This window comes from Actinoplanes sp. NPDC026623 (assembly GCF_040638275.1).
Classification (GTDB): domain Bacteria; phylum Actinomycetota; class Actinomycetes; order Mycobacteriales; family Micromonosporaceae; genus Actinoplanes.
On record NZ_JBEZXZ010000036.1, the window covers coordinates 25,172 to 41,847 of the forward strand.

Genomic DNA, 16,676 nt, shown 5'->3' on the forward strand with positions numbered 1-16,676 from the left:
GACGGGTGACCGGCCATTCGACGTGCGTGCGGTTAAGGTGTTCTGATGTCGATCAATGTGGGCGCCCCGGCGCCGGACTTCACCCTGAAGGACCAGAACAACCAGGAGGTCAGCCTCGCGGACTTCAAGGGCCGCAAGGCGGTGCTGCTGGTCTTCTACCCGCTCGCCTTCACCGGTACGTGCCAGGGCGAGCTAGCGGAGATCCGCGACAACCTCTCCGAGTACGCGAACGAGCACGTCCAGGTGCTGACGGTGAGCGTCGACTCGGTGTACAGCCACAAGGTCTGGGCGGACCGCGAGGGCTACGAATTCCCGCTGCTGGCCGACTTCTGGCCGCACGGCGAGGTGGCGCGGGCGTACGGGGTCTTCCATTCCGAGGCGGGCTTCGCCAACCGGGGGACCTTCGTGATCGACAAGGACGGCTTGGTCCGTTATGCCCACATGCAGGGCCCCGGCGAGGCCCGGGACCAGAAGAGCTGGCGGCAGACGCTGTCAGAGATCATTTTCTGACCTGCGGCGCCGCGAGGGCCCGCGGTGGGGCACGGTACGATGACCATTCCGGTTGCCACGGAACCGGGCGCGTAGCTCAGTGGGAGAGCACTCGCCTTACAAGCGAGGGGTCGTAGGTTCGAAACCTACCGCGCCCACCATCCCCACCAGGACGAACAGTGGGCACCGGCACCGGCACCGGCACCGCCGGCGCCCGCTCCGTCTCAGTTGTCCGTCGCGGGTCTCCACAACAGGCCGGCAATCCGTTGACCAGCTCGGCGGTGTCGTACCCCCTCGCTAGGTTGCGGCCATGGGGCGTGACGAGTTGCAGCGGCAGTCGCTGGAGGCCGCGTTGGGCGACGTCGGCAATGCACGGGTCGAGTTCGACGACGTCGCGGGCTGGGTGGCTTCCGCCGGTGCCGGCCCGGAGGATCCGCTGGCGGCCGAGGTCTGGGTGTTCGACGCGGGCCTGTCCCAGGTTCTGCTGGTGCGTCATCCGTGGCGGGCCTGGGTTCCGCCCGGCGGCAAGGTCGAACCTGGGGAGACGCCCCGCGAAGCGGCGCGTCGTGAGCTGCGCGAGGAGACCGGGCTGGACGTCGATCTCCTCGACCGGCCGGCCGCCGTCTGCGTCCGCTCGTATCATCCCGGCAAGCCCGTGGCCCTGGGGTTGTCCTACGCCGCGATCGCCGACCCCGCGGCTCCGCTGGTGGCCGAGCCCGGTCAGCCCGCCGCCTGGATGAGCCTGGATCACCCGTGGGAGAGCTGCTTTCCCGACGACCTGTCCCGCATTCGCGGGCATGCGCAGTGGCTGGCCGGCCTTGCCGCCGCTGAGCGGCCAGCACGCCTGCGCGATTGACTAGCGGATATGCCGGGCCCTGTCGTGACGGGTCAGCCGTCGGTAGCCGGGTTTTCAGCCTTGGATGTCAGGCCCAGTTCGCGGCGGATCGCGCAGAGGAGCCGTCGTTCGGCGGCGGCCAGGTTTTCGAAGGCGTCCGGGGAGATCTCCGCCTCGGCGACGGTGGCTCGCGCCGCGGCGATCTGCCGGACGGCTATGACCACGCGATTTGCCGACTGCACCGTCTCCTGCAACTCGGACACCAGCCGCCGGACGGCGGCGAACTCGCCCTCCGCCCAGCACGACTCCGAGCAGTGCCAATGCGGCTGTGATCGTGCTGGTCACCTTGGTCATCAGCCCCCACCTTCTGCAACCGCAGTGTGAGTGGGTGTTTGAGAATGGTGTCGCACGCCGTGTCCCCTGCGACAGTCCGTGACCGCGAACGGCCGGCCGATGGCGAGGCTGGGGCCAGATCGGGACGTCATCACGCTGCGGGAGACATGGCGTCCACTGTGGTCATTGCGCTTGGAGCGCCTCGGCGGCGGTTGAGGGTTTGCTCAGTCGGTGAGCGGGAGGAGCATGGGTCTGCCGGACGCCCACGCGCAGTCGTCGGCGGGCACACCGATCGGCTGGAAGTGGACCGCGATCCCGTATCCGTCCTTCTCGGCGGTCACGACGAACCACCACGGGCAGTCGCCGGCCGGTTTGGTCGCCGAGTACAGGCCGACGGCGAACGGGTCGGGCCGCCAGCCGGAGCGTTCGGCCAGATCGGCGTAGTACGCGCGGATGTCCGCCGGGTTCATCGACGTGGTGAGTTCCCGGCTGATGACGCCGTTCGACACGAAGCTGAGGGGCCCGTCGGCCGGTGCGGTGTTGCAGGTGACCACCTCGCTGGGCCTGCTGAGCCGCGTCGATTTCGGGTGCTGGGTGACGACCGGTTCCTCGCGGATCTGGCTTACCGTCTCCGGCCGGCTGCGGCAGTCGGACGGTTCGGGTTCGTACCACGCCGAGTGCAGCACGCCCGCGAGGAACAAGGCGCCCGCCAAGACCGGTCCGACGAGCAGTTGGATCCACTGGCGGGGGCTTCGACGGGGGATGGCGGGCGCCGGGGGAGCGGGGTTCATCTGCGTGTCCTCCGGACGGAGCGAACGTGTCTTGATCATTGAGGAGCCCAGAGGATACGGCCGCCCGCGTCGGGGCGTCTGCCCGGCTCCGCACCCCCTCTTGGCGGCGAGGCCGGGTGCTTCGGGCCGGGGGGGCCCGCGTCTCATGGCGATCCGCTTCGTCGCGGCGCGGAGTGCGTCCCGCCCCGGACCCGGCCTCGACGATCAGCAATGGGATCATCGCAATTATCTTTTTCGATGCGATGGGGGAAACGGGATGTCGTACGGGGGCACGTCTGCGGTCCAGGAGCGCCGGAGGCCGCAGTCGGTGGAGATCGGGGTGAGCCTGTTCGCGATCGTCGGCGTGCTCATCGTCGGCCGGGTCGCGTACGGCGTGGTGGACAACCTGGGCCGGGAGGGCTGGACCGACGGCGCCCGCGCGATGTTCCTCTTCCTCAACTCGATCGTGCTGGTCTTCGGCCTGTTCGTCCTGGTGCTCGCGTACCAGATGGGGCGGGGACGGATGTGGGCCTGGATCGTGGGCCTGGTGCTGCTGCCGGTCACGCTCCTGTTCGGCATCGTGCTGACGCTCGTCACCGTACTGGCCACCGTCGGCGATATCCCGTGGTCCGGCGGCGGCGTCGTGGTGACGTCCCTGGCCGCGTTGGTGGCCCTGAGCGTGCCGCGCTCGGCCCGTAACTACTTCGTGCCCAAGCCGGCGCCGCTGCCGGCCGGGGCCTATCCGGTTCACCACTGGGTGCCGGGCCACCCGCCGGCATAGCCGGCGCGGTTCTCATTCGGCGGGGATGAGCCGGGGCCGGGGCCCGCGGTGGAGGCTGGGCGCAGGACGCACACCCGGACATCTGCCTGTGTCGCCCGCGAGGACCGCGTGTCGATCGGCGCTGACCACGATCTAGCGGAGGTTGCCCATGAACGGCTGGCTGATGTGGGGGCTGTTTCTTCCCATTCTTCTCGTCGTCGCGGGTGTGATCACCATTCGGCGCAAGAACGGCCGCCGCTGACGCTATCCGGCGGCCGGTCGGCCGCAGGCCAGCACGGCCGAGGTGGGCAGGCCAACCCGCCCGTCGCCGTCGAGGTGGGGGGCGATCCCGCGGTCGAACGCCGCCCGGATCAAAGCGACGGAGCCGGGCGGCAGATCGAGCATCCGCGTGCCCATCGCGCCCAGCCCGTTGGCCGGGCCGGACCACCACGCCTCCGGGTCGACGCGGTGGGTCCAGCTCACCGTCTCCACCCGTACGGCCTCGAGGCCCGCGGCGCGCAGCAGGGCGGCCAGCCCTTCCGGCGTACGCGGGAAGTCGCGGTCGGCCTCGACCCGGGGCGCCTCGGGCAGCGGTATGCCGGAGTCGGCGACGACCTCGCCCCAGAGCGCCTGCAGCGGCGGCGGCGGTTGCGGCCAGACCGATACCGCGACGCGGCCGCCGGCGGCGGTGACCCGGGCCAGTTCGCGGGCCGCCGCGGCGGGGTCGCCGACGTGGTTGAGCACGAAGTTCGCGGTCACCGCGTCGAACGACCCGGCCGGGAAGGGCAGGTCCGGCAGCATCGCCACCCGGACGTCGGCGCCGGGCACGGCGAGCCGGGTCGCCTCGGCCATGCTCGGCTCCGCGTCGACGGCGGTGACCACGGCGCCGAGCGCGGCGGCGGCCGCGGCGAGGGTGCCGGGGCCGGTGCCCACGTCGAGCATCCGCTTCCCGCCGGCCACCTCGGCCAGGTCGAGGACCTGGTCGCGGACGGCGCCGCACAGGGAAGCGGCGCTGCGGGTGTATGCCGCCGCGCGGCCGGCCCACATCCGGCGCTCGTAGCTATCGAAGTTCGTCGTGATCTCAGCCATGCACCGGACCCTAGGGCGTTTGCCGGGATCCGTGTGCGACCAGCTCGGTGAGCGTCGCCACCACCGGGCGGTAGACGTCCTCGGGCTCCTGCGGCCAGCCCGCCGCGTCCCAGGTGCCGAGCCGGTAGATCGCGGCCCGGACCAGCATCTGCTCCCACCGCGGCAGGTGCGCCCAGCGGCCGATCACCCCGGTGCCGGTGCCGTGCCACACCATCGCGTCCACCGCGGCGACCGCCGATGCCCAGGCCGGCGGCCGCCAGTACGCCGGCCAGTCGATCACCGCGGGCGGCAGGCCGGCGCTGAACAGGACGTTGCCGAACAGGTCGCCGTGGACGATCTGCTCGGGCACGGCCGCCGGCCGGCGCAGGGCGAGCAGCTCGTCGAGCAGCTCGGATTCGCGGCGCGGCCCCGGCGGCGGGGCGTCGGCGAAGGCGAGGCTCTCCCCGTACGCCCAGGGGTTGTGCCGGGTGTCCAGGAACGCGGGGCGCGGCACCGCCGCGACCATCTCGTGGAACGCGGCACCGACCCGGATGACGTCGTTGACGCGGCGCCGGTCGGGGTGCCCGGCGACGGCCTCGGCCGCCTCCCAGCCGCCGGCCAGCCAGTCGCCGTCGGCGGCGCGTAACGGGCGGGCGATCCGCAGGCGGGCGGACCCGGGGAGGGCGGTCAGCACCTCGGCGCGCCAGCGGACCTCGTCGTCGCCCTCGGACGGCTTCAGGACGACGTCGCCGATCCGCCAGGTGCCGCCCTTGCCGCCGGCCAGGCGTACCGGATCGCCGTGGGCGCCGAAGGCCGCACGCACCGCGGGCGGCGGTCCCAGATCATCCATCCGTGGTGGCCGTCCTCGAGGTGTGCGCGGTGCCCTGCCCGGTCAGGGTATCGACCGCCTGGGGACGGGCGGCCGGAATGTATGCACCCACGCTGCACCCGGCGCGTGCTCAGGTGGGGCGGCGCACACCCGATTCGTTGAGTCACCGGCGGACGGCTCCGCCGGCGAGCGGACCCGGGCACGACCCCCCTCGGTGCCCGGGCCCGCTCGGCTCAGCTCAGGCGGAAGGGGCACAGGTGGTCGCATCCCGGCCCCAGGGCCTGCACATCGGCGTCGACGCGGAGAAGGTGGTCGTCTCGCCGTACCCGCTGCGGATGCGTGCCGGGCGCGCCAGGCGTTCCCGGTGGGGGTCCGTCACCGAGGTGACGTCCGCGCCCGGGAGCGGGCGCAGCCGCGGGGACCGCCGGCGGTCCGCCTCGCAGGTCGCGCTCGTCCTGGTCCTGGTCTCCGCGGTGCTGAGCGTGCTCGGCGTCTCCGGGTGGCTGTCGGCAGCCGGGTCGGTCGCGATCGTGGCGATCGTCGTCGGCTGGCAGGCTCGGGCCGCCCGGGTCGGCAGCATCGCGCTGCCCCGCGGGGAGGGCGTGCACGTCCTGTACTCGGCCGAGGAGCGGACCGCGTTCGAGCGGGCGGTCGTGGTGGCGCGGCGGGTCCGCGGCACCTGGCCCGCGCTGTGCCACATGATCGACCCGATTGAGGCGGACCGGAGCCTGTCCGCCGCCCTCGAGCAGCTCGCCGCGATCATGGCCCGGCGCCAGCAGCTCCGCCGGCTTCGCGACGAGCTTGCCGGCGCCGCTCCCCATGATCTTCCCGCCGGCAGCCCGGCGGTGCGGGCTCTGGCGGAGCAGCGGTTGCGGGTCGAGGGGCTGTGGCGTTCCACGGCGGACGCGGCCAACCGCATCCTGGCGAGCGTCAACGCCGCCGCGCTCGCGGGCGAGAACCTGATCCGCGAGCAGCGGATCGGCGAGACCGCCCGGGAGGCGGAGCTGGCCATCTCCCGGCTGGCGGCCGGCCCGGCACCGTCCGACGCCGGACCGGAGCTGGCCGAGCGCACGGCCGCGGTGATCGCGGCCTACCGCGAGCTGGCCGCCGAGCGCTGACTCCCGCGCGGCGGGCCTATCGGCCGGCGGCCGCGAGCCCGGCGACCGCGCGCGCGGTGTCGTCCATGATCAGATCCATGTTCAGCTGCGCGGCCACGTGCAGGCCCGCGGCCGCCGAGCTGATCACCTGAGCCATCTGGTCGGTCACGTTTCCGGCCACCCACACGCCCGGCACCTCGGTCCTGCCGCTCGGCTCGGCGACCACGGCGGTGCCGAAGTCGTTCTCCGTCGCGGTGAGCCCCAGCGACGGCAGCGGTTCGGCGTTGGCCGTCAACCGCGGCGCCACCACCAGCACCTCCCGCGGAACGACGGTGCCGTCGCTCAGGCGTACCCCGGTCAGCCTGTCGTCCTCGACGACCGCCTCCGCGACCTTCCCGGGCACCACCGAGATGCCGCGGGCCGCGAACTGTTCGGCCTGCTCGGCGTCCGGGGCCGGCGCGTCGTGCAGGAACAGCGTCACGTCGTCGCTCCACTGGCGCCACATCAGCGCCTGGTGCAGCGAGAGCGGGGAGGAGCCGAGGACGCCGATCGCCCGGCCGCGGGCCTCGTAACCGTGGCAGTACGGGCAGTGCACCACCTCCCGGCCCCACCGTTCGCGCAGGCCCGGCACCCGCGGCAGCTCGTCGGTGAGGCCGGTGGTGACCAGCAGCCGCCGGGCCGCGATGGTCCGGCCGTCCGCCAGGGTCACGGTCAGCAGGTCACCGTCGCGGGCGGCGGAGGTCACCGTGGCCTCGATCAGGTCGCCGCCGTACCGCTCGACCTCCGCGCGCCCGGCCGCGTGGAACCGCGCCGGGGAGATGCCGTCGTGGGTCAGGTAGTTGTGGATTCCCTCGGCCGGCGCGTTGCGCGGCGAGCCCGCGTCCACCACCAGCACCTTGCGCAGCGCCCTGCCGAGGGCCACCGCGCCGCTGAGCCCGGCGGGTCCGCCGCCGATCACGATCACGTCGTATGTCATGCCACCACGGTCACCGGGCCTCGGAGGGGTGGCAAACTTCTTTGCCATGACGGCAAACGAGGAGAGCGTGCTCGCCGCGGTCGGGCCGCGGCTGCGGGCGCTGCGCAAGGAGCGCGGCACCACCCTGACCGCGCTGGCCGAGACCACCGGCATCTCGGTGAGCACCCTCTCCCGGCTCGAGTCCGGGCAGCGCAAGGCCACTCTTGAGCTGCTGCTGCCGCTGGCCCGGGCCTACCGGGTGCCGCTCGACGAGCTCGTCGGCGCCCCGCCCACCGGCGATCCGCGGATCTACGCGCGGCCGATCAAGCACAGCAGCGGGCAGACGATCGTGCCGCTGAGCCGGCAGCCCAGCGGGCCGCAGGCGTTCAAGCACCTGATCCCCGCCGGCCCGCCGCAGACACCGGACCCGCGCACCCACGAGGGTCACGAGTGGCTCTACGTGCTCAGCGGCCGGCTGCGCCTGGTGCTCGGCGAGCACGACCTCGTGCTGCCGGCGGGCGAGGTGGCCGAGTTCGACACCCGGGTCCCGCACTGGTTCGGCAGCGTGACGGGCGACGCCGTCGAGTTCCTCACCATCTTCGGCAGCCAGGGCGAGCGCATGCACGTCCGGGCCCGCTCGACCCGCTCCGGCCGGGCGGGCCCGGTCTAGCTAGCGGACGGCGGTGTGGATGGTCGCCGCGCGGAGCATGAAGACGTCCGCGCGCCGCAGCACGCTCTCCGGGTCGCCGGGGTCGGTCAGCTGTTCCAGCCGGTCCGCGTCCGCGCCCGTCAGGTGCCCGTCCAGCATCTGCCGGGTACGCCGCAGTGTCCGCGCCAGCTGCTGCCGGGCCGCCTCGCTCAGCGGCGCCGGCAGGTCCAGCAGGAAGCTGCGGCTGCGCACCGAGCGCAACCCGGCGTCCGCCAGCAGGTCGGGCCAGGCCCGCGGCGGCTCGATCGCGCCCATCGGGTGGGTGCGGCTCTGGGACAGGGCGCTGTCCACCGCGTTGATCCGTGCCGTCAGGCCGCCGTCCGCGTGCGAGGGCAGGAAGTGCAGCGGCAGGCCGCCCTCGCGCAGCGCCAGCAGCCCGCCGGGCCGGAGCAGCTCCGCCAAGGCCCTTATCCCTTCTGCCGGATCCGGCAGATGGTGCGCAACGCCGCTGACCCAGATCAGGTCCGCGGTCGGCAGATCGGCGAGACCGTCCGGCAACTTGATCTCGCGGACGGCGACCCGGTCCGCCAGGCCCAGCCGTTCCGCCCGGGAGCGGGCCAGCGCCACCAGCGGGGCCGAGCCGTCCGTGGCGAGCACCGTCGCGCCGGGCAGCAGTTGGGCGAATCTGCAGGCCGCCACCCCCGGACCGCTGCCGACGTCGAGGACCAGGGCGGCGTGCGGTATGCGCTCGGTGAGCCAGTGCAGGGCCTGGTCGACCATCGGCGCGTTGATCTCCGCGTCGGCGATCAGGTCGGGTCCGTGCTCGCCCCAGTCGACATGATCATGCGTGTGCGTCATGCCGCCATCCTCCCCGGACAGCGACGGTCATGGTTGCCGCGGCGGTGTCAGGTCTTTCGCATACCAGTGATCCGCGTACGGCTCGACGCGGTGCGGCGGTATCTCGGCGTAGCCGGCGGCCGCGTACATCGACCGGGCCTCGGTCAGGTCCGTGCGGGTGTCCAGGCGCAGGACGCCCAGGCCGCGCTCCCGGGCGGCGTGCTCCACCGCGGACAGCAGCCGGCGTCCGATGCCGAGCCGGCGGGCGCCCGGGTGCACGTACATCTTGGTGATCTCGCCGGTGCCCGGCTCGGCCAGGCGCAGGCCGACGCAGCCCACCGGCTCCTCGCCGCGGTACGCGACCAGCAGCACCGCCACGTCGTCGGCGGGTTCGTCGGCGAGCGCCTCGTCCACTGCCGACGCCGGCATCGGCCGGCCGTGGTAGCGGTCCACCATCTCGCTCAGGTAGGACCGCACCAGGGCCACGGCGTCCGGTGTCCCGGGCTCCGCCGTACGAATCATGATCATTGGATGGATGGTGCCAGGTCCCGTTGACCGATCGGCGGAGCCGGTCGGATCCGTTGCCTGCGTAGGGTGATCTGGTGTTCACCTATTCGGGTGACTCGCTACCGCAAGGTAGGCAAATACGTTGTCACCTGACATGTGCGTAACCGACCATGCCCGAACACCGTCCGCGATCCGGGTCAGCGACCCGGCGGCCGGCGGCTGCCCGGCGTCTACCTGCCGGGTGTCAGGCGGCCCGGCGGGCGGTCGACATCTGCCGGGGCACGATCATCGTGAACGTGCGCTGTGGGCGGCCGCCGACGGCGTCCAGGGCGTCGAGCAGCACCGCCTGCACGGCCGCGGATCCCGGCAGGTGCCAGCCGGTCTGCTCCGGTGCGACGGCCCAGCGGACCGGGCCCTCGGGCGTACGGCTGGGCGCGGCGGGCACCCACGAGCCGCGCCCGTGACGCAGCACGTCCAGGCAGGCGCCGAGCTCGGGCCGGAGCTCCTCGCCGGGCTGGACCAGAAACATCCAGCGCCCGGTCGGCGTCACCAGGACCGGGCCCCGGGCGTCGCCGCGCTCGGGTCCCAGCACGCCCGTCTGCAGGCGGATGGCGCCCAGCGCGCGCAGGCCGACCGTGGCCGGCACCTCCAGCACGTCGAACCGCCAGCCGGTGGCCAGCAGCACCGTGTACGGCCGGCGTCGCCACCAGCGGGCCACCCGCCCGGCGTCGGTGCTGGAGTTGTCCTCCCAGGACTCGATCGCGGGGTGGCACCCCATGATCGGGCAGCCGGCCCGCCCGCAGCGGAAACGGTGCCCGGACAGGTACGCACCGGGCGTCACCGCCCAGCCGCGAGCGGCATAGCGCAGCGCCGCCCGGCGCAGGCGTATCCGATCTATGTGCTCCCATGGGCCGATCGGCCGCCTGTTGGTCCACTGCATGGTCGTAAAACCCCCGATTCGGGATCGGTAGCCGCATTACCAGGCGCGGCCGCCGTCACCAAGCTCGACACGCTTCGTTTGTTCGGGCAGATCACGTCTTGCAACTTGCATGAGAAACTATCGAGCATCGGTGGGCAGACGATCACACAGCCTGTGCGACCTGCGCGGACGAGTGAGGTCCACACTGCAGCTGACACACCGCAATGCTCACCGGCGCCGGTCGCCGGCTGAGTGGGGGAGGCACCCGTGGACGAGCTGCCGATCGGCCGCCGAGTTGCTTATTGGCGCGGCCGTCGCAAGATGTCCCAGCAGGTCTTCGCGGATCGGCTGGGGAAATCCAAGAGCTGGGTCGACAAGGTGGAGCGCGGGGTCCGCCGTCTCGACAAGTTCTCGGTCGTCTATGAGATCGCCGACGTGCTGCAGATCGACGTCCAGCTGCTGCTGGGCAAGGACGTCGAGCGGCGGCCCGAGACGCAGAACTGCATCGACCAGGTAGAGGTCGAGGAGATCCGCGCGGCGCTCGAACGGTACGACCAGATGAGCGCGTTCTTCCATCCGGTGCCGCAGGCGCCGCCGCTGATGGAGATGCGCAAGGCGGTCAGCCACGCCTGGCTGACCTATCAGCACGCGAAGTACGGCGTCCTGGCCCGCAAGCTGCCGCAGCTGCTGCGCGACGCGCAGGCCGCGGACAGCGCGCACGCCAGCGGCGAGGAGGCCCGCGACGCGGCGCACCTGCTCGGGCAGGTGTACCAGATCGCCTCCTCGGCCCTGCGCAAGGTCGGCGAGCACGAGCTCTCCTGGCTGGCCGCCGACCGCTCGATCGCGGTCTCGCAGCGCGCCGGCGACCAGTTGCTGGCGGGGATGGCCAGCCACCGGGTCGGCATGGCGCTGCTCTCGCTGGGCCGGATCCGCTCGGCGCTCGAGGTCAACGTCAACATCGCCAACCGGCTCGCGCCGATGACGCCCGAGGCGGCCACGCCGGAGCGGCTCTCCGTCTATGGCCTGCTGCTGCTCACCGGGGCGATGGCCGCGGCCCGGATCGGCGACAGCGCCACCGTGCGCGACCTGGTCTGCGGCGCGGAGCAGGCGGCCGGCGCGCTGGGCGGCGACTACAACTACTACTGGACCTCGTTCGGGCCGACCAACGTGGAGCTGCATCGGGCCGCGGCCGCGATCGAGCTCGGCGACGGCGGCAAGGCCATCGAGACGCACAACAAGATCAACAAAGAGAGCTTCGCGGCGATGCTCCCGGAGCGGCGTGCCCATCACTACCTGGACATCGCCCGGGGTTACACGCAGGTAGGCGACGTGGAGATGGCCAGCGAGATGCTGCTGGAGGGTGACCGCCTGGCCCCCTCGGAGATCCGTTGCCGCCCGCTCGCCCATGAGGTCATCTCCGACGTGCTGCGACGCACGCGGGGCACACCGCCGGCGCCCATAGCGGAGCTGGCAGAGCAGATGGGAGTCGGCGTATGAGGTGGGTTCTCGGGTGATGAGTGTCAACATCTCGCCCGGCGTGCTGTACGTGCTCGTGTGCGGCTCGCCCATCGCCCGCGACGTCGGCGTGCTCGTCGACCTGGCCCAGCGCGACGGCTGGGAGGTCTGTGTGATCACCACGCCGGACGGACGCAAGTTCGTCGACGCGGCCGCGCTTCAGGCGCAGACCGGGCACGCCGTGCGCAGCTACTACAAGAATCCCGGCGACGAGGACCTGCTGCCCCCGGCCGACGCGATGATCGTGGCTCCCGCGACGGTGAACACGATCAACAAGTGGTCGGCCGGCATCACCGACACGCTCGTGCTCGGCCTGCTGGTCGAGGGCTACGGCTTCGGCGTGCCGACCGTGGTGGTGCCGTACACGAACAAGGTGATGGCCCTGCACCCGACGCTGCACGAAAGCATGGACAAACTTCGCAACTGGGGTGTCCAAGTGCTTTACGGCGATGACGTCGTACGACTCGGCGGACCGGGACAGAACGACCGTTTTCGGAGCCAGTTCCCGTGGCGGAGCGCGCTTCAGGCGCTGCACAGCAGATTCGTGACCGACAACCGAGTCGAGCCCGGAGCCCGATCCTGAGCCTGGGTAGAGTTGGCGGCCGTGACCGACACCGCCGTTGCCCCGCCCGCCGTCCGTGAGGTGGTGGCCGCCCTCGACGCGCGCTATCCGAGGGCCTGGGCCGAGCAGTGGGACAGGGTGGGCCTCGTCCTGGGGGAGTTCGACACCCCCGTCAGCAGGGTCCTCTGCGTCGTCGACTGCGTGCCCGAGACCGTCGAGGAGGCGGTCGCCGGGGGCGCGAGCCTGATCGTCGCCCACCACCCGCTGCTGCTCAAGGGCGTCTCGTCGGTCGCGCCGGACACCTACAAGGGTCGCATCGTGCACCGGCTGATCAAGGCCGACATCGCGCTCTACGTCGCGCACACCAACGCCGACGTGGCGAACCCGGGCGTCTCCGACGCGCTGGCCGCCCGGCTCGACCTGACCGGCACCCGGCCGCTGGTCCCCGCCGAGGCGGGCAGCCCGGCCGCCGGGCAGGGCCGCGGCGCCGGCCGGGTCGGCGACCTGGCCGCGCCGATGCCGCTCGCGGAGCTGGCCCGGTTCGTCGCCGCCAGGCTGCCGCCGACCACGGCCGGGGTGCGTGCCGCCGGGGACCCGGCACGGCTGATCCGCTCCCTCGCCGTCTGCGGGGGAGCGGGCGACTCATTCCTGCGCGACGCGGACCGGGCGGGTGCCGATGCGTACCTCTGCGCCGATCTGCGGCATCATCCCGTGAGCGAGCACCTCGCCGCCGACGGCCCGGCGCTGCTCGACGTCGCCCACTGGGCGAGCGAGCGGCCGTGGCTCGACGAGGTGGCCGGTTGGTTGCGCGCCCAGTTCCCGGTCACGGCACTCGTGTCCGATCTCGACACCGACCCCTGGACCGTGCATGCGGTCAGTGGAAATAAGGAGTACCTGACGTGAAGGCCGCCCCGGAAGCCCAGCGCCGTCTGCTCGACCTGCAGGCCATCGACACCGCACTTGCCCAGCTCGCCCACCGGCGCAAGTCGCTGCCCGAGCTGGCGGAGATCGACAAGATCTCCCGCGAGCTCTCCGCGCTGGAGGACGAGCGGATCCGCGCCCAGGTCGCCGTCGACGACCTGGACCGCGACATCGCCCGCTTCGAGAAGGACATCGAGCAGGTCCGCACCCGCAAGGACCGGGACCAGGCCCGGCTCGAGGCCGGCGGCGCCCTGCGCGAGATCGAGGGCCTGCAGCACGAGCTGGCCACCCTCAACCGGCGCCAGTCCGAGCTCGAGGACGCCGAGCTCGAGCTCATGGAGCAGAAGGAGGGCGCCGAGCAGACCCTCAACGACGTGAAGAAGAGGCTGGCCGAGGCCGGCGAGCGCCGGTCGGCGGCCGAGGCCCGCCGCGACGAGGCGAACGCCGACATCACCAAGGAGCAGGAGTTCAGGAACCAGTCGCGGGCCCCGCTCGCCGGTGACCTGCCGCCCGACCTGCTCGCCCTCTACGACAAGATCCGCGCGGAGTCGGGATTGGGCGCGGCGCTGTTCCGCGCCGGGCGATGCGGCGGCTGCCGCATCGAGCTGTACGGCGCCGACCTGAACCGGGTGAAGACCGCGCCCGCCGACGAACTGGTCCGCTGCGAGGAGTGCCGCCGGATCATGGTCCGCACCGCGGAGTCCGGGCTGTGACCAATGCGGCGAGCGGCCTGCGGGTCGTGGTGGAGGCCGACGGCGGCTCGCGGGGCAACCCGGGCCCGGCCGGCTTCGGTGCCGTCGTGCTCGAGGAGGGCACCGGCGAGGTGCTGCTCGAGCGGCACGGCTCGCTGGGCACCACGACGAACAACGTCGCGGAATACTCCGGCCTGATCGCGGGGCTGCGGGCGGCCGCCGAGCTGGGCGCCGCCAGGGTCGACGTGCGGATGGACTCCAAGCTCGTGATCGAGCAGATGTCCGGCCGCTGGCAGATCAAGAATCCCGGGCTGCGCCCGCTCGCCGCCGAGGCGGCGAAGCTGGTCGACGGCTTCGCGGCGGTGTCCTTCGAGTGGATCCCGCGCGAGCGCAACAAGCTGGCCGACGCGCTGGCCAACCGCGCGATGGACGAGGCCGCCGGCAAGCCGGTGCGCTCCGAGTCGCCGGCCTTCGAGGCGAAGGCCCCGAAGAACTGGGCGCCGCCGTCGCTCGACTCGGCCACCAGGCTCATCCTCGTGCGGCACGGCGAGACCGCGCTGACCGCTCAGGGCCGCTACTCCGGCCGCGGCGACGTCCCGCTCTCGGAGCAGGGCGAGGCGCAGGCCATGGCCGCGGCCGGGCGGGTGGCGGGCATCTCCCGCGACGTCGCGGCCGTCGTCTCGTCACCCCTGCGGAGGTGCGTGCGCACCGCGGAGTTCATCGCGGCCGAGCTGGGCAACGTGAAGGTCACGGTGCTGCCGGAGCTGATCGAGTGCGACTTCGGCGACTGGGAGGGCCTGACCTTCGCCGAGGCGCGCGAGCGCTGGCCCGACGAGCTGGACCGCTGGCTCGACTCGACCGCCGTCGCGCCGCCGAACGGGGAGTCCTTCCAGGCGGTGGCGAAGCGGGTGCGCGGCGCGTGCGCGAAGCTGCAGTCGGCGTACCCGTCGGGCACGGTCGTGGTGGTTTCGCACGTCTCGCCGATCAAGCTGATCCTGCGCGACGCGCTCGCCGCGGGCGACGCCTTCCTGCACCGGCTCTTCCTGGACGCGGCCGGCGTCTCCACCGTGGACATGTGGCCGGACGGGGGCGTTGCGGTGCGATCGGTGAACGAGACGGCACACCTGCGCTGAACCTATTGACCCCGCCAGGTGCGGACGTTTAGCTTCCTCGATTAGGAAACTTTCTTCACGATTCCTCGTCGACAACTTCCGTCCGCCCCTGGAGGGCTCATGCGCGGATTCTCCCGCCGCCTGCTGGCCGTCGGCGCTGCCGTACTGGTCGCAGTCACGGCCGCACCGACCACCGCACAGGCACATCAGAAGAAGTCATACGTCAAGGTCGGATACTTCACCCAGTGGGGCATCTACGGCCGCGACTTCCAGCTCGCCAAGGTGCAGCGATCCGGCGCCGCCGCCGGGCTGACCCACCTCAACTACGCGTTCGGCCCGGTGACCGCCGCCGGCGTCTGCGACTCCGCCGACTCCTGGGCCGACTGGAGCGTGCCGTTCTCGGACGCCAACAGCGTCGACGGCGTCGCTGACGTCGCCGGCCAGCCGATCTCCGGCAACCTCAACCAGCTCGCCGAGCTCAAGAAGGCGAACCCCAAGCTGCGGGTGCTGATCTCGCTCGGCGGCTGGACCGGCTCGGCGTACTTCTCCGACGCGGCGCTGACCGACGCCTCCCGCAAGAAGCTGGTCTCCTCCTGCGTGGACCTGTGGATCAAGGGCAACCTGCCCGGGCTCGCCGCGGGCGCCGGCGCCGGGATCTTCGACGGCGTCGACCTCGACTGGGAGTGGCCCGGCTCGGAGGGCAACGCCGGCAACGTGATCCGGCCGCAGGACAAGCCGAACTTCACCCTGCTCGCCGCCGAATTCCGCAGGCAGTTCGACGCGCTGACCCGCACCACGAAGCGGCACTACGACCTGACCGCGTTCCTGCCGGCCGCCCCGGCCAAGATCGACGCCGGCTTCGAGGCGAAGAAGATCTTCAAGTACCTCGACTTCGGCACCGTGCAGGGCTACGACTTCCACGGCTCGTGGGAGTCGCGGACCAACCAGCAGTCCGCGCTGCGGGTCCCGGCCGGCGCGCCGGACAACCCGGACTTCTCGGCCCAGGTCGCGATCGACACCTGGCGCGACCGCGGGGCGCCGGGCGGCAAGCTCGTCCTCGGCATTCCCTACTACGGCCAGGGCTGGACCGGCGCGACCGGCGGCGGCAACGGCCTGTTCGCGACCGTCACCGGCGGCGCGCCCGGCAAGTTCGCGGTCGGCACCGAGGACTACAAGACCCTCAAGACGCTGCCCGCGCAGGGCTTCAAGCTGCACCGCGACTGGCGCTCCGGCCACTCGTGGCTCTTCGACGGCACCACCTTCTGGACGTACGACGACCCGGCGCAGGTTCTGCAGAAGACGGCGTACATCCGCGTCGAGGGCCTCGGCGGCGCGATGATGTGGTCGCTCGACGGGGACGACGAGCAGGCCTCTCTCACCCGTACGATCTCGGCGGGTCTCTGGACCCCCGGACACTAGCCGTCCGATCATGGGTGGTGCGCCGTTCGGCGCACCACCCTGGCCGTTCGGCGCAGGGTGATCTCAACCGGGCGCATCCGGAACGAAACCTCTCGGTAACCTGCGGCCGATGGCCGTGACCACGGTCACCACCTCGTCTGCGCTCCGATGAGGAGGTACGGCATGTCAACACCCCGCAGTGATCGCAGCCCGTGGAACTGGCTGCTGCTGATCCCGATCGTGATTCCGCTGCTCACGCCGCTGTACAACTTCGACTCCCCGCGGCTGTTCGGCTTTCCCGCGTTCTACTGGATCCAGTTCTCGTTCATCCTCCTCGGCGTCGCGACGACCTCGATCGTCTACCAGATGACCAGGCGCCCGGCGGCGGCTCCGGCTTCGTCTTCGGTGGCCCCTGTGTCGCCGGCTCC

Annotated in this window: 19 protein-coding genes, 1 tRNA gene and 1 pseudogene; 13 read left to right on the top strand and 8 right to left on the bottom strand. The window is 72.1% G+C overall.

Going from position 1 to position 16,676, the window contains the following annotated elements; genetic code table 11:
• Window positions 1–45 precede the first annotated feature (45 nt).
• From AB0F10_RS14030 to AB0F10_RS14040, 3 genes are all read left to right on the top strand, one after another.
• A complete protein-coding gene (locus AB0F10_RS14030; RefSeq protein ID WP_360623625.1) occupies window positions 46–510 on the top strand; it encodes a peroxiredoxin in 465 nt (154 codons plus the stop codon).
• 65 nt (window positions 511–575) lie between these two features.
• A tRNA-Val gene (locus AB0F10_RS14035) sits at window positions 576–650 on the top strand.
• Between the two features lie 149 nt (window positions 651–799).
• Window positions 800–1,345, top strand: a complete 546-nt coding sequence (locus tag AB0F10_RS14040) for an NUDIX hydrolase (RefSeq protein WP_360623627.1) — start codon at window positions 800–802, stop codon at window positions 1,343–1,345.
• Between the two features lie 32 nt (window positions 1,346–1,377).
• On the opposite strand, the gene AB0F10_RS14045 is transcribed toward AB0F10_RS14040, so the two are convergent.
• Window positions 1,378–1,578, bottom strand: a complete 201-nt coding sequence (locus AB0F10_RS14045) for a hypothetical protein (protein ID WP_360623629.1) — start codon at window positions 1,576–1,578, stop codon at window positions 1,378–1,380.
• A gap of 303 nt (window positions 1,579–1,881) precedes the next feature.
• Window positions 1,882–2,448, bottom strand: a complete 567-nt coding sequence (locus tag AB0F10_RS14050) for a hypothetical protein (RefSeq protein ID WP_360623631.1) — start codon at window positions 2,446–2,448, stop codon at window positions 1,882–1,884.
• 319 nt (window positions 2,449–2,767) lie between these two features.
• Here AB0F10_RS14050 and AB0F10_RS14055 point away from each other — a divergent pair, with 319 nt between their 5' ends.
• Window positions 2,768–3,208, top strand: a complete 441-nt coding sequence (locus tag AB0F10_RS14055; protein ID WP_360623633.1) for a hypothetical protein — start codon at window positions 2,768–2,770, stop codon at window positions 3,206–3,208.
• Window positions 3,209–3,451: 243 nt separating this feature from the next.
• On the opposite strand, the gene AB0F10_RS14060 is transcribed toward AB0F10_RS14055, so the two are convergent.
• Both AB0F10_RS14060 and AB0F10_RS14065 read right to left on the bottom strand, forming a co-directional pair.
• Complete coding sequence (locus AB0F10_RS14060; RefSeq protein WP_360623635.1) at window positions 3,452–4,276, bottom strand: class I SAM-dependent methyltransferase; 825 nt, start codon at window positions 4,274–4,276, stop codon at window positions 3,452–3,454.
• A 10-nt stretch (window positions 4,277–4,286) separates the two neighbouring features.
• Window positions 4,287–5,105 (bottom strand): TIGR02569 family protein, encoded by an 819-nt coding sequence (locus AB0F10_RS14065; RefSeq protein WP_360623637.1) that lies wholly within the window; start codon window positions 5,103–5,105, stop codon window positions 4,287–4,289.
• 236 nt (window positions 5,106–5,341) lie between these two features.
• Between AB0F10_RS14065 and AB0F10_RS14070 the strand changes: the two genes are divergently transcribed.
• A complete protein-coding gene (locus tag AB0F10_RS14070; protein WP_360623639.1) occupies window positions 5,342–6,202 on the top strand; it encodes a hypothetical protein in 861 nt (286 codons plus the stop codon).
• 16 nt (window positions 6,203–6,218) lie between these two features.
• On the opposite strand, the gene AB0F10_RS14075 is transcribed toward AB0F10_RS14070, so the two are convergent.
• Window positions 6,219–7,157, bottom strand: a complete 939-nt coding sequence (locus AB0F10_RS14075) for an NAD(P)/FAD-dependent oxidoreductase (protein ID WP_360623641.1) — start codon at window positions 7,155–7,157, stop codon at window positions 6,219–6,221.
• Window positions 7,158–7,203: 46 nt separating this feature from the next.
• Between AB0F10_RS14075 and AB0F10_RS14080 the strand changes: the two genes are divergently transcribed.
• Window positions 7,204–7,806 (top strand): XRE family transcriptional regulator, encoded by a 603-nt coding sequence (locus AB0F10_RS14080; protein WP_360623643.1) that lies wholly within the window; start codon window positions 7,204–7,206, stop codon window positions 7,804–7,806.
• On the opposite strand, the gene AB0F10_RS14085 is transcribed toward AB0F10_RS14080, so the two are convergent.
• The 3 genes from AB0F10_RS14085 to AB0F10_RS14095 form a co-directional block, all read right to left on the bottom strand.
• Entirely contained in the window at window positions 7,807–8,643 is an 837-nt protein-coding gene (locus tag AB0F10_RS14085; RefSeq protein WP_360623645.1) for a class I SAM-dependent methyltransferase, read from the bottom strand.
• 27 nt (window positions 8,644–8,670) lie between these two features.
• Window positions 8,671–9,150, bottom strand: a complete 480-nt coding sequence (locus AB0F10_RS14090; protein WP_360623647.1) for a GNAT family N-acetyltransferase — start codon at window positions 9,148–9,150, stop codon at window positions 8,671–8,673.
• 223 nt (window positions 9,151–9,373) lie between these two features.
• Window positions 9,374–10,069 (bottom strand): bifunctional DNA primase/polymerase, encoded by a 696-nt coding sequence (locus tag AB0F10_RS14095; RefSeq protein ID WP_360623649.1) that lies wholly within the window; start codon window positions 10,067–10,069, stop codon window positions 9,374–9,376.
• A 246-nt stretch (window positions 10,070–10,315) separates the two neighbouring features.
• Here AB0F10_RS14095 and AB0F10_RS14100 point away from each other — a divergent pair, with 246 nt between their 5' ends.
• The 7 genes and pseudogenes from AB0F10_RS14100 to AB0F10_RS14130 all read left to right on the top strand — a co-directional run.
• A complete protein-coding gene (locus tag AB0F10_RS14100) occupies window positions 10,316–11,545 on the top strand; it encodes a helix-turn-helix domain-containing protein (RefSeq protein WP_360623651.1) in 1,230 nt (409 codons plus the stop codon).
• A 16-nt stretch (window positions 11,546–11,561) separates the two neighbouring features.
• Entirely contained in the window at window positions 11,562–12,146 is a 585-nt protein-coding gene (locus AB0F10_RS14105; RefSeq protein WP_360623653.1) for a flavoprotein, read from the top strand.
• 21 nt (window positions 12,147–12,167) lie between these two features.
• Window positions 12,168–13,028: a Nif3-like dinuclear metal center hexameric protein gene (locus AB0F10_RS14110; protein ID WP_360623655.1), complete on the top strand. Its 861-nt coding sequence runs from the start codon at window positions 12,168–12,170 to the stop codon at window positions 13,026–13,028.
• The gene (locus tag AB0F10_RS14115; RefSeq protein ID WP_360623657.1) at window positions 13,025–13,759 is read left to right on the top strand and encodes a C4-type zinc ribbon domain-containing protein; all 735 of its coding nucleotides are present in this window, start codon (window positions 13,025–13,027) and stop codon (window positions 13,757–13,759) included. Before AB0F10_RS14110 ends, AB0F10_RS14115 begins: the two co-directional genes overlap by 4 nt.
• On the top strand, window positions 13,756–14,871 hold the full coding sequence (locus AB0F10_RS14120; protein ID WP_360623659.1) for a bifunctional RNase H/acid phosphatase: 1,116 nt from the start codon (window positions 13,756–13,758) through the stop codon (window positions 14,869–14,871). Before AB0F10_RS14115 ends, AB0F10_RS14120 begins: the two co-directional genes overlap by 4 nt.
• 99 nt (window positions 14,872–14,970) lie before the next feature.
• The gene (locus AB0F10_RS14125; protein ID WP_360623661.1) at window positions 14,971–16,269 is read left to right on the top strand and encodes a glycoside hydrolase family 18 protein; all 1,299 of its coding nucleotides are present in this window, start codon (window positions 14,971–14,973) and stop codon (window positions 16,267–16,269) included.
• A gap of 162 nt (window positions 16,270–16,431) precedes the next feature.
• Window positions 16,432–16,626, top strand: a pseudogene (locus AB0F10_RS14130) (DUF3311 domain-containing protein); the annotation flags it as partial.
• Window positions 16,627–16,676: the final 50 nt, after the last annotated feature.

Bases quoted from the DNA above. Each gene is read 5' to 3' on its own strand.
- AB0F10_RS14050 (WP_360623631.1), bottom strand. From the start codon at position 2,448: ATGAACCCCGCTCCCCCGGCGCCCGCCATCCCCCGTCGAAGCCCCCGC.
- AB0F10_RS14060 (WP_360623635.1), bottom strand. From the start codon at position 4,276: ATGGCTGAGATCACGACGAACTTCGATAGCTACGAGCGCCGGATGTGG.
- AB0F10_RS14085 (WP_360623645.1), bottom strand. From the start codon at position 8,643: ATGACGCACACGCATGATCATGTCGACTGGGGCGAGCACGGACCCGAC.
- AB0F10_RS14105 (WP_360623653.1), top strand. From the start codon at position 11,562: ATGAGTGTCAACATCTCGCCCGGCGTGCTGTACGTGCTCGTGTGCGGC.
- AB0F10_RS14125 (WP_360623661.1), top strand. From the start codon at position 14,971: ATGCGCGGATTCTCCCGCCGCCTGCTGGCCGTCGGCGCTGCCGTACTG.
- AB0F10_RS14095 (WP_360623649.1), bottom strand. From the start codon at position 10,069: ATGCAGTGGACCAACAGGCGGCCGATCGGCCCATGGGAGCACATAGAT.
- AB0F10_RS14080 (WP_360623643.1), top strand. From the start codon at position 7,204: ATGACGGCAAACGAGGAGAGCGTGCTCGCCGCGGTCGGGCCGCGGCTG.
- AB0F10_RS14030 (WP_360623625.1), top strand. From the start codon at position 46: ATGTCGATCAATGTGGGCGCCCCGGCGCCGGACTTCACCCTGAAGGAC.
- AB0F10_RS14040 (WP_360623627.1), top strand. From the start codon at position 800: ATGGGGCGTGACGAGTTGCAGCGGCAGTCGCTGGAGGCCGCGTTGGGC.
- AB0F10_RS14065 (WP_360623637.1), bottom strand. From the start codon at position 5,105: ATGGATGATCTGGGACCGCCGCCCGCGGTGCGTGCGGCCTTCGGCGCC.
- AB0F10_RS14090 (WP_360623647.1), bottom strand. From the start codon at position 9,150: ATGATCATGATTCGTACGGCGGAGCCCGGGACACCGGACGCCGTGGCC.
- AB0F10_RS14075 (WP_360623641.1), bottom strand. From the start codon at position 7,157: ATGACATACGACGTGATCGTGATCGGCGGCGGACCCGCCGGGCTCAGC.